This window comes from Kitasatospora sp. NPDC004240 (assembly GCF_053603215.1).
Genome location: NZ_JBSGFD010000187.1, coordinates 1 through 15,767, shown reverse-complemented (window position 1 = coordinate 15,767; position 15,767 = coordinate 1). Strand labels below are relative to the sequence as shown.

Here is a 15,767-nt window from a genome sequence, read left to right as displayed (position 1 = left end):
GCCGCGGCCGGCCCGCCAGCGCCGCGCGCGCCGCCTCACCGGGGCGGACGCCGCGGGCCGTCAGCCGGCACATGGCCTCCAGGACGGCGATGTCCTCGGCGCTCCACCGACGGTGGTGCCCCGGCTCGCGCCGCGCCGGGCCGATGCCGTAGCGGCGCTCCCACGAGCGGACCGTCGTCGGCGACACCCCCAGCCGCCGCGCCACGCCTCCGGTGGGCAGGCCGGCCTCGTCGGGCGGCGTCGCTCCGGATGCCCCGGTGGTCGCCGGGCCCGCTGCCTGCGAGACGATGAGGTCCTCCTCCCCCCGCCCGGGTGTCGGGGCCGTCCGCGGCGGGCCCGCGATGGCGCGGGCCGGTGGCGAGGACGACCGGACGTCCACTCTCCTCCTCCGTTCACCACACGCGCGGCGTTCACACCCCGTGTCGGCCACCACATTCGGCGAGCCGTCGAGGCCGCGTGAGGCGGCGCGCCGGGGCACGCCCCCACTGTGCAGCGATTCGGCGGCCGAAGGCCATTCGCATCACTTGTGCAGCGTTTCGCCGAGCGACGCCGCGTGCCCGCTCGCGTCCGGGCCGGGTCCGGAGACCGTGCGCCCGTCCGCGGCCCGCCGCCATCGCGGTCAGGCTTCGCGGGTCAGGCGCCGGGGAGGAACGGTCCCTCGATCACGATCGGCGCCCCGGCCTCGGCGCGGGCGCGCTCCATGGCGGCCTGGACCTCCTCGTAGGTGAACTCCCGGTGGAACCGCTCGCCGTGGGCGTCGGTGATGTCGACGACGACCTTGGTCCACTCCTCGGCGGGCTCCTCCGGCACATGACCGAGGCGGTACTCGGCGGCCGACAGGAGCTCCTCCGTCACCCGTACGCCGGTCATCCGCTCGGCGAGGGCGAAGGCCGCCGCCTTGGTGTCGACGCCCGGATCGGGTTCGTCGTCGCAGGAGAGCGGGAGGCCCAGCTCGCGCAGCACCGGGTTGAGGTCGTCCGGGGTGCTGCCGCTCCTGGCCGCGGAGCCCTCGAAGGTGGTCCGGAGCCGCCCGTCCTCGTACCAGTGGAACAGGTGGATGGGCTTGCCACCGTTGCTGGAGTGCTTCACGGCGCGACCGCCCGCGGACAGGACCTCCAGGAAGCCGTCCCGCATCCCCGCGCCGCCCTCCCCGAACTGCAGGACGAGCGTCCACGCCCCGCCCTCGCCGGGCACGGCGAACGCACCCGCGAGGAAGGACGCGTCCGAGTGGTCCGTCCCGTCCCACAGTTCGTCCTGCGCCGCGAGCAGCTCCTCCACCCCCGTGCACGTGCCCTGCGGCTCGGCCCCCATCACCCGCAGCACCTCGTCCGGGGCGACGCCCCGCACCAGGGTCAGGGTGTACCCGATCTCCAGGGCGTGGCGGAAGTACGGGGAGGAACGGATCCAGTCGTAGTCGCGTGCGGTCGCCGAAGTCATGATCCGCAGTCTGCCAGCCGCCACCGACACGGCCCGGCCGGAGCCGGGATCAGCTCTCGGCGTCTCCGGGGAGCTCCTGGACCGTGGCCAGGCCGTGCAGGACCAGGCCGGTCGCGTTGGCCTCCGCCAGGCTCCGGGTGAAGGCGGCGGCGCGCTCGGACGGCTCCAGCTCCATCAGGCCGGGCGGCCAGGTGCCCGGCGCCACCAGCAGCACCACCGCCCACCCGCGCTCCCCGGCCGCCGACAGCCACCCCGGAGAGGCCGCCACCGGCGAGGCGGGCTCCCACACCTGACGGCCGCCCACCAGCACCAGCCGCTCCAGCCGGCCGCCGCGCACCTCGACCACGGCGGTCGTCTCCGGCGGATCCCCCGCAAGGACGAACCCGCTGTCCACGGCCTGCTCCGCGAGGTCCCCGTGCAGCGCCGGGCCGACCTCGACGATCACCTCCGCGTACGGCGGCCCCACCGCGGTCTCCCGCACCGCCAGAGCCCACACCACCGGTGCCCGCTGTCCTTCGTCGTCCGCATCCTGCCCCATGGCAGACCCAACGAGCGAAACCCCCGGACAGCACGCCCTGATCGGACCGCACTGCTCCGCGCGCACGGCCCGGACCGCCGGTCAGGCCCTACACCTCGCCGAGGAACCCCGGGTCGGACGAACCCGACTGCCGGGCGAAGTCGGCCGCCACGCCGAGGACCTCGTGCAGCGGGACGGGCCGCCGGGCGGTCGCGGCGAGGTCCGCGTGGGCCTCCTCGGACCACAGGAACGGGTAGACCGCGATGCCCTGCGCGAGCGTCAGCTCCGCGGCCTCCTCGCGCCAGCCGGGCCAGCGAAGGGCCTCGTAGAAGGTCTCCAGCCGGCCCGAGAGCAGCCAGGAGAGCCAGACGGAGTGACCCATCTCCATCGGCTCCCAGGCCAGGGTGTCGGGCGCGAAGTACGTCATCCGGCCCGGCGCCCCCGGGCGGCCGGCCGCGGCGGGGTCGTGGCCGTTCAGAGCGAAGACACCGCCCACCACGTCGTGGCCGACGACCAGTCCGGCGGCCGGGTGCCAGGCGGGATCCACGGTGGAGGGGAAGCGGTTGACCCGGCCCAGGCTCGGCAGGCCGCCGCCCCCGGCAGGCCCGCCGCCGTAGACCCGCACCCATCCGTGGTCCACGAGCAGTCCCCCGGTGTTCAGCACCAGGGCCCCGAGCGTCGAACGCGCGGTGACCTGCATCTGCAGGAGGCAACGGCGGCCCTCGTCCCCGTCCGCCGGCAGCACCTCGACGGGGGCGGCGCTGGTCGCGAGCTCGCCCGCGAGCTCCGGCCACGCCGGATCGTCCACCCTGACCAACTCATCGATGTCACGCATCCGGTGATCATCACACCACGTCCGTCCGCCCCGACAGCCGGGCCCGGACAGGATGCCTCCCCGTGAACGCCGCCTGCTCCGTCTGCCACCGGAGCCCGTCGGGTTCCTCCCCCGGGGCAGCGCGGACGAAGCACCGTCCTGACCTGCAACCCCGGGGCCATGCGTACACGTATGGCGGCCCGGTCCGCCCGACGGGGGCGCACGGTGGACCGGCGTGCGCCCCCGTTGGGCGCGGGGATCCCGTAGGGTCGACCAATGGCGAAGTACTTCGACGTGCACCCAGAATCCCCCCAGCCGCGCACCATCGGGACCGTGGCCGACAGTCTCCGGTCCGGGGCCCTCATCGCGTACCCGACCGACTCCTGTTTCGCCCTCGGCTGTCGCCTGGAGAACCGCGACGGACTCGAACGCATCCGGTCGATCCGGCGTCTCGACGACCGCCACCACTTCACCCTGATGTGCCAGGACTTCGCCCAGCTGGGGCAGTTCGTCCACATCGACAACGACGTCTTCCGCGCCGTCAAGGCCGCGACGCCGGGCAGCTACACCTTCATCCTCCCCGCCACCAAGGAGGTTCCGCGCCGCCTGTTGCACCCGAAGAAGAAGACGGTGGGGGTCAGGATCCCGGACCACGCCGTCACCAGGGCGCTGCTCGCCGAACTCGGTGAGCCCCTGCTCTCCAGCACCCTGCTCCTCCCCGGTGAGGACGAGCCGATGACCCAGGGGTGGGAGATCAAGGAGCGGCTCGACCACGTGCTGGACGCCGTGGTGGACTCGGGCGAGTGCGGCACGGAGCCGACGACGGTCATCGACTTCTCCAGCGGCGAGGCGGAGATCGTCCGCCGTGGTGCCGGCGACACCACGCGCTTCGAGTGACCGGCTGAGCGCGACCGCCGTTTCCCGAGGCCCCGCAGCCGGGGCACCGGGGAAACCGGTGGTCGTCCGAGGGGTGGGCCCGTAGTCTCGGCGCATGTCCGATCATGATCATGTAGAAGACCCGCGCGCCGCGGGCCCGGTGACGGCCGACGATCTCGCCGAGGGCGTCCGGCTCGTCCTCGACCTGCTGCGCCGCCCCGCCGCGCTCGCCGCCGACTGGGACCGCCCCGCCGGGACACTGGAGTGGAGCTGCTGGGAGACGGCGGAGCACCTGGCCGACGACCTCTTCGCCTACGCGGCCCAGCTGGGCCCGCAGGCGCCTGCGGCCGTCACGCACGTGCCCTTCGTCTGGCGACGGGAGGCACCCGGCAGGCCCGCCAACGTGATCTTCGCCGAGCACGGGGGCGGGCCGGAGGGCCTGGTGCAGGTGCTGGAGGCGTGCGGGGCACTGCACGTGGCGATGGTGCGGACGGCATCGCCCGGGGCCCGCGCGTTCCATGTGTTCGGGACGACGGATCCGGAAGGCTCCGCGGCCATGGGCCTGGTGGAGCTGTTCGTGCACGCCGAGGACCTGGCGCGCGGCCTCGGCCTCGACTGGGAGGCTCCCGAGGCGATCTGCGCCCGGGTGCTGAAGAGGCTGTTCCCCACCGCCCCGACCGACGCCGCACCCTGGGAGACCCTGCTGTGGGCGACCGGCCGGGGTGACCTGCCGGGGCGCGAACGCCTCACCCGCTGGCAGTGGGACAGCACCCCGCGCCCGTTGCGCTAGGTGTTCTGCCCTGTCCGTCGGCCCACCGACAACGGCCCGCGTCGGCGTCCGGTGGGCACGGGACTCCGGCGCGGGCCGCTGTGCGAGCAGTGGCGTCAGGCGCCGTACTTCTCGATCAGGGCGCGGAAGGTCTCGAAGGCGGGTTTGGGCGTGTAGTCGTCGGTGGTGAGCCCGAACCGGTGGAACAGGCCGGGGTCGGTGCTGTCGGCGTCGCGCAGGGCGAAGTGCGTGTAGCCGCTCAGGTCGAGCTCGTCGGCGTGGTCGGCGACGGCCCCGACCACGGTCTCGACGACCTCGGCCTGCCGGGACGCGGGACGGTCGGGCCCGGTCGGCCAGCCGTGCTCGGTGATGTGCAGCGGCAGGTGCCCGAGGCCGGCCGGGGTGAGCACGCTCTCGCGGTGGTGCCGCAGCAACCAGCCCACGGCACCGGCGAGTTCGCCGGCGGCGACCGGCTGGAAGACGTCGGGGAAGAAGTCCAGGCCGATGTAGTCCAGGTCGGCGACGAAGGTCTCGCCGCCGAGCGCGGTCAGTCCGGCGACGAAGGACGCGCCCGGGCCGAACAGGACCGTGGTGTTGAAGCCGATCCGCAGGTGGTCGTGCCCGAGTTCGCGCGCGCGGGCCCTGGCGGCCGACACGCCTCGGACGACCGCCTCCTCGACGCGCGGGTAGTGGCCGTCGAGCAGGGGGTTCCCCACCGCGTTCGGCTCCTCCGCGATCTGCAGGGTGTCCGTCACCGCACCGTACTGGGCGACGAGTTCGCACAGGAAGGCGCAGTAGCCGTCCACGTCCCCGGCGGCGGAGCGGTACTGCGCCACCAGGTCCAGCCGCCGTCCGTGGACGGCGTAGCGGGCGGCGTCGGCCGGCGTCCGGGTCCCGTGCACGGTGCCCGGGCGGGTGGAGTCGTCGAAGCCGAGGTACGCCCGGACCAGGAACGGCCGGCCGGGGCGGCCCTGGAGCCGGTCCAGGGCCTCGGTCACCCGGGCCGGGTCGTCGGGCGGTCCGGCCGCCAGGCCGCCGGCGTCGTCGCCGGTGAGCGAGCCGGGATAGATCCCGAAGAGCAGTCCCTGCCGTAATGACCGTGTCACGTCGTCCGCTTCCTCTCGTCGTGGTCCTCGATGCCTCGCCGTCGGCGGCCCCGCTCACCCGGGCCAGGGCAGCGCCCCCGTACGGATCTCCTCGATCACCCCGTCGACCCAGGCCGCCTCGGCCCGGGCGAGGGCGAGGGCGTAGTCGGCCTCGATGACGAACAGCCGGGGCACGCCCGTCGCCAGGGCGGCCGCGAACCGCTCCTCGTCCGCCGCGATGCGCGCGCGCAGGCGGTCGGCGCGCTCGGTGAGCGCGTCGGCGGCGCCGTCCGGCCCGAGCACTCCCAGATGGGTGACCGCCCCCAGGAACCGGGAGAACTCCCGCGCCGGGTCGCGGATCCGGGCGTCCAGTCGGCGCACCAGTTCCTCCCGGCCGGCGTCCGTGAGCCCGTAGACGGTTCGCTCGGGCCGGTTGCCCTCACGCTCCCGTCCCAGCTCAGCCACCCAGCCGGCGCCGGCCAGCGCGGCGACCGTGGTGTACAGGGTGCCGCGGGTGATCGCGCCCGCCTGCGCCTCGCCGCGTTCCCGCAGGTCGGAGAGCATCTGATGGGGGTGCGAGGGACCCTCCAGGAGGAGGCCCAGCACGGCGGGCACGATCGGGTTGTCCAGGGTCCTGCTCGGCATGGCCCGACCCTAACAGTCTAATTAGACTATTGGCCAGGCCCCCGGGCTGCTCCGGGCTGCTCCGGGCTGCTCCGGGCTGCTCCGGGCGCGAACGGCCGGGGCCGGGGCGATCTCGCCCCGGCCCCGGTCACAGCCGTACCGTCAGTGGTGGAAGCCGACCCGGTCCGCATCGCGCGGGTGGCCCTCGTCGAGGTGCTTGATCGCGCGGCGCATGTCCTCGGCGAGGAGTTCGATCTCGTCGCGGTCGACGCCGTGGCGGACCAGGACGCGCTGGATGACGGTCTCCTGGCGGTCGGGCGGCAGCGGGTAGGAGGGCACCTGCCAGCCGCGCATACGGAGCTGGTCGGAGAGGTCGTACAGGCTCCAGCCGACCGAGTTCGGGTCGGTGAGCGTCCAGGAGACGGCGGGCAGCGCACCCACACCGTCGTAGAGCAGGGTGAAGGGGCCCATCTCGGCGACCTGCCGGCCGAGGTGCTGGGCGGTGTCGGCGCAGGCCTGGTAGACCCGCCGGTACCCGTCGCGGCCCAGGCGCAGGAACATGAAGTACTGGGTGACGACCTGGCCGCCGGGGCGGGAGAAGTTCAGGGCGAGGGTGGGCATGTCGCCGCCGAGGTAGGAGACGTGGAAGACCAGGTCGTCCGGCAGGGCCGCCTGGTCGCGCCACAGGGCCCAGCCGACGCCGAGCGGGGCCATGCCGTACTTGTGGCCGGAGGCGTTGATCGAGGCGACCCGCGGCAGGCGGAAGTCCCACCCCAGGTCGGGGTGGAGGAAGGGCGCGATGAACCCGCCGGAGGCCGCGTCGATGTGCAGGGGGACGTCGATGCCGCTCTCGGCCTGCATGCGGTCGAGCTCGGCGGCGATCTCCGCGACCGGCTCGTAGGTGCAGGTGTAGGTGACGCCGAGGATCGCGACGACGCCGATGGTGTTCTCGTCGACGTACTCGCGCAGCTGGTGCGCCTGCAGGCCGGTCGCCCCGGCCTCGACCGGGATCTGGCGCAGCTCGACGTCGAAGTAGCGGGCGAACTTCTCCCAGCACACCTGCACCGGGCCGCACACCAGGTTCGGTCGGTCCGTCGGCTTCCCGGCCGCGAGGCGCCGGTCGCGCCAGCGCCACTTGAGGGCGAGGCCGCAGAGCATCGCGGCCTCGCTGGAGCCGGTGGTCGAACAGCCCACCGCATTCGCGCCGTCGGCGCCGGCGCCGGCGGGTGCGTGCCACAGGTCGGCGAGGATGTTCACGCAGCGCGACTCGATCTCCGCGGTCTGCGGGTACTCGTCCTTGTCGACGATGTTCTTGTCGAGGCACAGGTCCATCAGGCGGTGGACCTCGTCGTCCGCCCAGGTGGTGCAGAAGGTGGCGAGGTTCTGCGCGGCGTTGCCGTCCAGCAGCAGTTCGTTGCGCAGCAGCTGGAAGACGACGGCCGGGGGCGAGGGCAGGTCGGGCATGGACCGCTTGGGCAGCGGTCGCTCGCTCAACGGCGAGGCGAAGATGTCGACGGCCGGGTCGGGCGCCGGCTCCTGTGCGTTGTGGAGGGCCACCGGTCACCTCTCGTGTCGTCCACTGATCCGACTCGGACAATACGGACAGTCCGAACCGGCGGCACCCGGAGGTAGGCCATCCCGTGGCGACACCGGGGACGTGGCGCGGCCGTGCCACGTCCCCGGGGGGATGAAGCCGCCTCTCTAGTCCTCCTCCTCCCACACCGTGACGGTCCCGGAGAAGGCGCCCTCACTGAACCGCCCCACGGCGACGAAGGCGATCCTCCCGAGCGCGGTCCGCACGCAGAGGCGAGCGCCCGAATCCACACCCACCGTTTGAGCGCTCTGGGTCTTCAGCAGGTCGGAGCAGCGCTGGCGTGACGGATCACTTGACTCCTTGTAGCGGGCCACCGAGACGGTCCCCGGGATGCCCCCGCCCATGCTGATGACCGCTGCGCTCTGACCCGAGCCGACCGAGTAGTCCACGTTGAACCCGGCCAGGAAATCGGGTATGGCCATCAGCGCCGGCGGCTTGGCGTCCAGGTCGAGATAGCGGAGCTTGACCTCACCCTTGTACCGGATCCCGTCCTGGCCCGCCGCTCCCCCGGTCGGCGTCTTCCCGGCCGGCGCCGACGGCGGCCGCTCGGTCGCCGGCGCGACCGGCGCCGTGACGGTCGGGGCGGGTGCGGCCGTGGAGGTCCCCTGGGCCCCGGCTCCCCGGTTCTCCTCATTCCTGTCATCGCCGCGCAGTTGCGGTCCGATGATGATCGCGGCGGCCAGGATGGACGCCGCCAGGACGTAGAGCGCCACATTGCGCCCCTTCGACCGGTCGGACGTCATCGCGGGCGGCGCCGCGGGCATCGGCGGGATGATGGTGATGTGCTGGTTGTTGGCCTGGCTGTGCGCGCCGGTCGCGGAGCCGGCGATGTCACGCCCGGCAGCCGCGGCCCCGTCGGAGGCGCCGACGTTCATCCACCGGCCGTTGCCCGGTACGCCGCTGCCGCCCGTCGGCGCCGATGGGTGCGGGACCGATGAGGACGGCGCCGCACGGGGCGGGGCCGTGCGCGGCGGCTCACCGGGGAGCGGCGGGAACGGGACCGCCCCGGACGGGACGCTTTTACGAGGCGCGGATCCGCCGCCGGGTGGTCCGGCCGGGCCGCCGGTGGCGGGTCTCCCCCGGCCCTCGCCTGTGCCCCGGTCCGAGCTCACCGACGGTTGCCCAGGTCGATGCCGACGATGCTGCCACCCGCACCGACGGAACCGTCCCCGTCCACCCGGACGACGAGCGTCTGCGGGTCCACCCCGGGGTCCGGGACCGGCTGACCTGTGGCGAACGCGTGGGCGCCGATGATGTCGCGCCGGGCGCCGACGCCGCCGCCCGTAACCTCCACCCACGCCTCGCCCGCCGGACCGCCCTGGCCCGCCGGACCGCCCGGGCCCGCGCCGGAGCCGGATCGCAACAGCGGCCGCAGCGCCAGCACCAGACCGGCGAGGGCGACGACCGCCCCGACGACGCTCGCGGCGCGGTCCGCCGTGTCGAGGTCGACCAGCACCACGGTCGCCCCCAGGGCCGCCGCCCCCGCCCCCGATCCGATCGCCGCCGCGCGCCACACCCAACGATTCACCTGAGCCCCCAATCAGTGAGTTCGACAGGACGACACGAGGCCCTCCGCCCCGCGTCATCACCGGGTCACCGTAGCGGATCCCGGGACCTCGGTGGCGACACCGAACAACCCTCAACTATGCTCAGATAATAGGAAGTTGACTGTACATGAAGTGACTCTCCGGTAGCTTCCGCCCACCGCGGCAGGTGCCCCCGGGCCCGACGCCTTCCCGCCGTACGGGATCACCGGGGCGGCGCCGGGATCCGCTCCACGAAGGACACCAGGTCGGTGGCGGTGCGGGCCGGGTCGTCCCAGTGCACGACGTGGCCGGAGCCCTCGTGGACCAGGAGGGTGACACGGGGGAAGGCGGCGGCCAGGCGTTCCTGGTCCGCGCGGGGCAGCACCGAGTCCCGGTCGCCCCAGATCAGCAGGACGGGAGCGGTGACCCGGTCGAGGCCGGACGGAGGCGGTTCGTCGAACAGACCGTGAGCCGTCTCGCGCCACACCCGGGCCGGCGCGAGCATGCTCTCCCGCACCATCAGCTCGGCGAAGTCCTCCGGCAGCGGCCGTGTCACCAGCGAGTCGAGCAGGGCGCGCAGCTCCGATCGGTCGAGCGGGTCGGTGAGGCCGTCGGCCCACTCCCGGATCTCCTCCGCCCGGGGCCGGTCGCCCAGCTGGGCGGGCGAGCCGAGGAAGACCAGGCCGGCCACCCGTTCCGGCGCGGCCGCGGCGAAGCGGCGCAGCACGAAACCCGCGCTGGACGACCCCACCAGCACCGCCCGTCCGATGCCCACCTCGTCCAGGAACGCCGCCAGGTCGCCCGCGAAGTCCGCCGGACGGTACCCGTGCGGCGGGCAGCTCGCCCCGCCGTGCCCCCGCAGGTTGGGCGCGAGCACCCGCAGGTCCGGCGGAAGGCGGGCCATCAACGGCTCGAAGGAACGCCACGAGTCCCCGATGGCGTGCACCAGCACCACCGGGAGCCCGGTCCGGGGGCCCTGCTCGGCGTACGGCAGCACCAGCCCGTCCCGCGCGAGCCGGGCCACCGCGACCCGTGGCTCCGTACGCGGGCCGTCCTGCGGTGCCGGGCCGGTTCCGTGGTCGCGCTCGCTCAAGGTGGCTCCATCCGCCGGGATCCTCGGGGTCCGTACACCCTGAACGATCGGCCGTGGAGCTGCGGAACTGAAGGCCCGTCCGGGCGAGGACCGCGCCCCGCCCCGGGGCGCCGGCTCAGGACGGCTGACGGCCGTGGTCGAGGTAGTGGAAGCCGCTGTCCGGGCCGCCGGTGAAGACCACGGCCTCCCAGCCCAGGCCGAGGGCGTTCAGGAGGATGCCGAGGGCGGCCTCCGGGTCCTCGTGCCGGCGATCGAGCCAGACCCAGGTCTCGGCCTGGTTGTACGTCAGCCGGCTGAGCGCGAAGTCCAGGCGCTCGATGCGGAAGAACGCGGTGTCGACCTCGCCGAGGTCCTCCCAGCTGCGCTCGACCTGCATCACCAGCCGCGCCGCCAGGGCCTCCAGCGGCGGCTCAAGACCGGCGATCATCCGGAAGGAACCGAGCGCGACCTGCCACAGGCTGAACTGCGTCGCCGGGTTCTTCCCGGTGTAGTACGGCGGGACCGCGGCCGGCTGCCAGTCCGGCTCCGGATCGGGTACCTGAATGTGTGTCACGTACGAACCCCCCGGGTCGACATGGGTGACGGCCGCACCCAAGGTAACCCGGGGGTCGGGACGGTAGCGGCGTGGGGGCGGAGGGTGCTCCGCCCCGGCGGGGGTCAGCGCTTGGTGCCGTCGACGATCACCGGGGTGCCGTTGGTGCCGCAGGGGCTGGCGTAGACCGGGTTCTTCTCGGCGGCCGCCTTGAAGGCCTCGATGCACTGGCTGAGCAGGATCTTGTCGGTCAGCGAGCCGGCGATCGCGGCGTTGGCCGCGGCGGTGCTCTCGGAGTCGATCTTGCGCTTCTCGGCCTCGGCCTTGGCGGTGCGGACGGCGGCCTCGGCCTGCGCGGTGGCCTGGTCCTGGGCGATCTTCTGGTCGATGGCCTTCTGCAGGCCCTCGCTGGGGCGGACGTTGCGCAGGTTGACGCCGTTGACCTGGATGCCGCGCGGGGACAGCCGCTCGGTGATCAGCTTGGTGATCTCCGAGCTGACCGACTCGCGCTGGGAGGAGTAGCCCTCGACGCTGGTGTGCTTGGCGAAGACGTTGCGGACGATCTCCCGGCTGTCGGCGTAGACCAGGCGCTTCTGGACGGCGTCCCCGTCGCCGGCGAGCTTGAAGAGGGCCAGCGCGTGCGCCGGGTCGACGGACCACTTGACGGTCAGGTCGGCGTAGAGCACGCCGCCCTCGGAGGAGCGGACCTCGACGGTGTCGCCGTCGGTGAGGTTGAGGTCGGTGGGCCGGGTGGAGAAGGTGGTCACCTCGGTGAACGGCGACTTGAGGTGGAGCCCGGGCTTCCAGGGCCCGCCGACCTTGCCGAGCGTGGTGGGCACGCCGACCTCGTAGGGCTCGACGACGTAGGTGAAGGTGGTGAGTCCGAGCAGCAGGCCGAGGGCCGCCGTCAGCGCCCCGGCGAGCGCGGCGAACCGGAATTCGACGGTCCGCCGACGCTTCAGGACCAGCAGGGTGACGCCGAGGACGACCAGGATCACTGATATGTAGATCATGGCGGCAGAGTAGGGAGTGGGACGGGTCGCACGGGTGTCCGCCGGATGTCATCACGGTGAACCCGGACCCACGTTCCGGCGTCGGCGGCCCTCCCTCAGGCGTCCATGGCCTGGTACGCCGAGGTCTCGAAGTCCCGGGCGATCGGGGGCGGTTCGGGCGACTCGAAGTGGCGCGGGGTGAGCAGGACGCCGGTCAGCCGCTCCCCCGGGTCGTTGAACCAGACGGTGCCCAGCCCGCCGTCCCAGCCGTAGCGGCCGACGCCCGCGAGACCGGTGCGGGTGGTGGCGACGGAGACGCCGAAGCCCCACCCGGTCAGGTCGGGGCGGCCGAGGAGCGGGCCGGAACGCGCGAGCTGCTCGGCCGTCAGCTGCTGGGAGGTCATCAGCGTGACCGCCGCGCGGGAGAGCAGCCGCGCCCCGCCGTGGCGCCCGCCCGCGGCGAGCATCCGGGCGAACACCAGGTAGTCGTCGAGGGTGGAGACCAGGTCGGCCCCGCCGTCGGGGAAGTCCGGCTCCCGTGCCCAGACGCTGTCCGCCGTTCCGTCGTACGGGACCAGCGGCCCGCCGCCCGGATCGGGGGCGTACGAGGCGGTCAGGCGGTGGAGGTCCGCCGCCGGGACGGCGAAGCCGGTGTCCCGCATGCCCAGCGGGTCGAGCACCCGCTCGCGCAGGACCTCGCCGAGGGGCTTGCCGCAGGCCCGGGCGAGCAGCACGCCGAGCACGGCCGCGCCGGTGTGGTACAGCCAGGCCGTCCCGGGCTGGTGGACCAGCGGCAGTTCGCCGAGCCGGCGCAGGTACTCGTCGGGCGCGGGCGCGGAGGCGTCGGAGCGCGGCACCCGGACGTCGACCCGGCGCTCGGCCAGGGCCCGGGCGATGGGGGTGGGTTCGGGATCCATCAGCAGTCCGAACCCGAGCCGGAAGGTCAGCAGGTCCCGCAGGGTGATGGACCGCCGGGCCGGCTCGGTGTCGTCCAGTTCGGCGTCCGGGCGGCGCAGCACCCGCCGGCCGGCCAGCTCCGGGAGCAGTTCGTCGACCGGGTCGTCCAGCCGCAGGAGGCACTCCTCGACCAGGGTGAGGGCGGCCACGGCGGTGACCGGCTTGGTCATCGACGCGATCCGGAACAACGCGTCGCGCCGCATCGGCTGCGCGCCGCCGACCGCCAGGTGGCCGATCACCTCGACGTGCTCGTCCCCGTCCCGGGCGACCGCGGCCACCAGGCCGGGCAGCTCGCCGCGTTCGACGTAGCCGGTCAGCACCCGGTGCAGCCGGCCCAGCCGGTCCTTCGACAGTCCGCTCGCGCCACCCATCGGCCCTCGCCCTCCTGGTGGGCCGCTGACGGCCCGTCGTCCCCGCTGTCCCCCACCACTGTGCGGCACCGGACGCACGATCCGCGGGGGCCGGGCGGCGCCCCGCGTGTCGTACGGGCGGGGGAAGAAGGGACGTCGGACGTACGACCCGCGGGGGCGCGTGGGGAGCCCCCGCGGATCGTACGACCGGGCTTCGGGCGGGATGGAGCGGGGCAGGCGGAACGGGACGGGCGGGATCAGTAGTCGCGCAGACGGGCCAGTGGCACGAGCGCCTTCCAGGACCCCTCCTGGACCTGGTAGATCGAGGCCACCTGGTTGCGGATGTCGCCGAACTCGTCGAAGGAGACGTCGCCGGTGACGCCGAAGAACGCGACCTGCTGCAGCGCGTTGGCGACGGCCTTGCGCAGTTCGACGCCGCTGAGCTTGGCGCCGTCGCCCTCGCGGGCGCGACCGACCGCCTCGATCAGCGCCCAGGTCGAGTCGTAGGCGTACGGGCCGAACGGGCCCGGCTCCTCGGCGTGACCGGCCGCGCGGTAGGCGTCGAGGTAGGTGTAGGCGGAGGCGAGTCCCTCGACGGAGATGCCGGGCTGGCTGGCGATGTCGCCGTTGGCGCCCGGGCCGACGGCCTTCACGTACCCGTCGGTGTGCAGCCCGTCGCCGCCCGCCACGGGGGCCTTGACGCCGGCGGCCTTGAGCTTGGCGGCGAGCGGGCCGCCCTCGGGGTGCTGGCCGCCGTAGTAGATGACGTCGGGCTTGGCGGCGGCGATCTGGGCGACCAGCTTGGAGAAGTCGGTGGTGCCGGGCTCCACGGTGGCCCGCAGGACCACCTTGCCGCCGGCGGTCTCGAAGGCGCCGGCGAACTCGGCGGCGAGGTTGGTGCCGTAGACCTTGGTGTCGCTGATCACGGCGGCCTTGGCGGCGTTGAGCTTGCTCCGGGCGTACCGGGCGATCAGCGGGCCCTGGACGGCGTCGGTGGTCACCGTGCGGAAGTAGGTGGAGTACTGGCGCTTCTTGCCGTTGGCCCGGTAGTCCGGGCCCCAGGTCAGGGCGGGCGAGGTGTTGGACGGCGAGATCTCGGCCAGGCCGGCCTGGGAGAGCACCGGTGCCATGGAGACGGCGCTGGAGGAGGTGAGCGGGCCGACCACGCCGATGACGTTGGTGTCGGAGGCGAAGGCCTCGCCGTTGTTCTTGGCGGCCTGCTCGTCGCCGCGGTCGTCCTTGGCGTCGAGCTTGAAGCGGACGCCGGGCACGGTGTTCTTCTCGTTGGCCTTGGCGATGGCCAGGTCGGCCGAGTGCTTGACGCCCTGTCCGAGGTCGGCGAGTTCACCGCTGAGCGGAACGTCCAGGCCGATGGTGAGGGTGATGGTCGGCTCGGAGTCGGAACCGGGCCAGCAACCGGACAGTGCGAGTACGCACACCAGGCCCAGGACGGGCATGCGGCGGGCGGTGGCCGCGCCGGGTCTCGCCCGGGGCGGCGCCTCGGACGCCTCCGGAGCCCGGTCGCGCGGTCCGGGCAGCGGGAATCTGGTCAACGGTCCATCCCTTGCATAGCGGGCCCTTCCGACACGGCGAACCGGCCCGGGTCGCGACGTAGGAGGGAACGCCGACGGACGGGGGCCTGGCCGGATGCACGGGTGGAAGGCGAGGGTTGACCGGGCAGGGACCTTCGACGGGTCCTGCCCGGGGCAATGCCGGAGGATGCCGGGCAGGGACGGGACCGGCCCGCCTGTGCCCTGGCCGACCGCTTCGTCGGCCATCCATGGGGCGTGACCTTAACCGCGGCCCGACTGGAGCGTCAACGGATTCGGCGGGGCAGTTTGCCGGACATGCCAACGCCGTGATCTCGGCCCGAACCTCCGGTGCCGGCCGGCCCACCTCGTCCGGGGGTGGGCCGGCCGGCACCGGAGGCGGGCCCGGGGTGGGCCCGGACGGCCCGCGGGCGGCTCAGACCGCGGCGGTCACCACGATCTCGACCCGGACCTCGGGCCGGTAGAGGCTCGCCTCGACGGTCGCGCGGGCGGGCGTGTGCCCGGCCGGCACCCAGGCGTCCCACGCCAGGTTCATCTCGCCGAACTCCTTGACGTCGGCGAGGTAGATCTCGGCCCGCAGGATCCGGCTCCTGTCGCTGCCGGCCTCCGCCAACAGGCCGTCGATCGCGGCCAGGACCTGCTCCGTCTGCCCCTTCACATCCTGCGTGAGGTCGCCGGCGACCTGGCCCGCCAGGTAGACCGTGCCGTTGTGCACGACGGCCTCGCTCATCCGCGCGCCGGAGCCGAACCGCTGAATCATGGGGGAACCTCCTGGTGGATCTTCGGGGAGCGCCGAGCGTAACGGCCCCGGCCGGGCGCCGTCGGCGCTGTCCACGCACCGGTCACCGGGGCCCGGCGGCGGCCGTGCGGGGTACGCCGGAGGGGCGGCGTACGGGCCTGCGGCGGGCGCCCGCAGGCCGGAGGAGCGGCGGCGCACGGGCCTGCGGGGCAGAACGGCGGGGGGGGGCGCGCCGGGGGGCCGCGGCGCGGCCCGGGGCGGCGCCGGGGGGTAATGGGGCGGGGTTTTTATTTCGGGGTTTGTGTGGTGCAG

Annotated in this window: 17 protein-coding genes; 2 read left to right on the top strand and 15 right to left on the bottom strand. The window is 73.8% G+C overall.

The genetic code is table 11. From position 1 onward, the window contains the following. The 4 genes from ACWEQL_RS34115 to ACWEQL_RS34100 form a co-directional block, all read right to left on the bottom strand. Positions 1 to 289 (bottom strand): MerR family transcriptional regulator (locus ACWEQL_RS34115; RefSeq protein WP_452154262.1); only part of this gene is annotated, 289 nt, incomplete at its 3' end. Positions 290 to 633: 344 nt separating this feature from the next. Beyond that, entirely contained in the window at positions 634 to 1,437 is an 804-nt protein-coding gene (locus ACWEQL_RS34110; protein WP_452154261.1) for a DUF6461 domain-containing protein, read from the bottom strand. 49 nt (positions 1,438 to 1,486) lie between these two features. Continuing rightward, entirely contained in the window at positions 1,487 to 1,975 is a 489-nt protein-coding gene (locus ACWEQL_RS34105; protein ID WP_452154260.1) for a hypothetical protein, read from the bottom strand. Positions 1,976 to 2,063: 88 nt separating this feature from the next. After that, positions 2,064 to 2,789: a DUF2625 family protein gene (locus tag ACWEQL_RS34100; protein WP_452154259.1), complete on the bottom strand. Its 726-nt coding sequence runs from the start codon at positions 2,787 to 2,789 to the stop codon at positions 2,064 to 2,066. A 255-nt stretch (positions 2,790 to 3,044) separates the two neighbouring features. Here ACWEQL_RS34100 and ACWEQL_RS34095 point away from each other — a divergent pair, with 255 nt between their 5' ends. Both ACWEQL_RS34095 and ACWEQL_RS34090 read left to right on the top strand, forming a co-directional pair. Continuing rightward, positions 3,045 to 3,665, top strand: a complete 621-nt coding sequence (locus ACWEQL_RS34095; RefSeq protein ID WP_452154258.1) for an L-threonylcarbamoyladenylate synthase — start codon at positions 3,045 to 3,047, stop codon at positions 3,663 to 3,665. Positions 3,666 to 3,759: 94 nt separating this feature from the next. Beyond that, a complete protein-coding gene (locus tag ACWEQL_RS34090; RefSeq protein WP_452154257.1) occupies positions 3,760 to 4,434 on the top strand; it encodes a hypothetical protein in 675 nt (224 codons plus the stop codon). 95 nt (positions 4,435 to 4,529) lie between these two features. Here the strand turns inward: ACWEQL_RS34090 and ACWEQL_RS34085 are convergent, their stop codons facing one another. The 11 genes from ACWEQL_RS34085 to ACWEQL_RS34035 all read right to left on the bottom strand — a co-directional run bounded on the left by ACWEQL_RS34085 (position 4,530) and on the right by ACWEQL_RS34035 (position 15,476). Continuing rightward, positions 4,530 to 5,519: a hypothetical protein gene (locus ACWEQL_RS34085; protein ID WP_452154256.1), complete on the bottom strand. Its 990-nt coding sequence runs from the start codon at positions 5,517 to 5,519 to the stop codon at positions 4,530 to 4,532. A gap of 54 nt (positions 5,520 to 5,573) precedes the next feature. After that, a complete protein-coding gene (locus ACWEQL_RS34080; protein WP_452154255.1) occupies positions 5,574 to 6,143 on the bottom strand; it encodes a PadR family transcriptional regulator in 570 nt (189 codons plus the stop codon). 141 nt (positions 6,144 to 6,284) lie between these two features. Further along, positions 6,285 to 7,679, bottom strand: coding sequence for a glutamate decarboxylase (locus tag ACWEQL_RS34075; protein ID WP_452154254.1), 1,395 nt, complete (start codon positions 7,677 to 7,679; stop codon positions 6,285 to 6,287). Positions 7,680 to 7,823: 144 nt separating this feature from the next. Then, positions 7,824 to 8,591, bottom strand: a complete 768-nt coding sequence (locus ACWEQL_RS34070; RefSeq protein WP_452154253.1) for a hypothetical protein — start codon at positions 8,589 to 8,591, stop codon at positions 7,824 to 7,826. A 233-nt stretch (positions 8,592 to 8,824) separates the two neighbouring features. After that, complete coding sequence (locus ACWEQL_RS34065; RefSeq protein ID WP_452154252.1) at positions 8,825 to 9,244, bottom strand: hypothetical protein; 420 nt, start codon at positions 9,242 to 9,244, stop codon at positions 8,825 to 8,827. A gap of 221 nt (positions 9,245 to 9,465) precedes the next feature. Next, positions 9,466 to 10,335, bottom strand: coding sequence for an alpha/beta fold hydrolase (locus ACWEQL_RS34060; protein ID WP_452154251.1), 870 nt, complete (start codon positions 10,333 to 10,335; stop codon positions 9,466 to 9,468). A gap of 115 nt (positions 10,336 to 10,450) precedes the next feature. Continuing rightward, positions 10,451 to 10,888, bottom strand: a complete 438-nt coding sequence (locus ACWEQL_RS34055) for a hypothetical protein (RefSeq protein ID WP_452154250.1) — start codon at positions 10,886 to 10,888, stop codon at positions 10,451 to 10,453. 104 nt (positions 10,889 to 10,992) lie between these two features. Then, positions 10,993 to 11,880, bottom strand: coding sequence for a prohibitin family protein (locus ACWEQL_RS34050; protein ID WP_452154249.1), 888 nt, complete (start codon positions 11,878 to 11,880; stop codon positions 10,993 to 10,995). A gap of 95 nt (positions 11,881 to 11,975) precedes the next feature. After that, positions 11,976 to 13,187, bottom strand: coding sequence for a serine hydrolase domain-containing protein (locus ACWEQL_RS34045; protein WP_452154248.1), 1,212 nt, complete (start codon positions 13,185 to 13,187; stop codon positions 11,976 to 11,978). A gap of 236 nt (positions 13,188 to 13,423) precedes the next feature. Continuing rightward, the gene (locus tag ACWEQL_RS34040; RefSeq protein ID WP_452154247.1) at positions 13,424 to 14,719 is read right to left on the bottom strand and encodes a branched-chain amino acid ABC transporter substrate-binding protein; all 1,296 of its coding nucleotides are present in this window, start codon (positions 14,717 to 14,719) and stop codon (positions 13,424 to 13,426) included. 412 nt (positions 14,720 to 15,131) lie between these two features. Beyond that, entirely contained in the window at positions 15,132 to 15,476 is a 345-nt protein-coding gene (locus ACWEQL_RS34035) for a RidA family protein (protein WP_452154246.1), read from the bottom strand. Positions 15,477 to 15,767 lie beyond the last annotated feature (291 nt).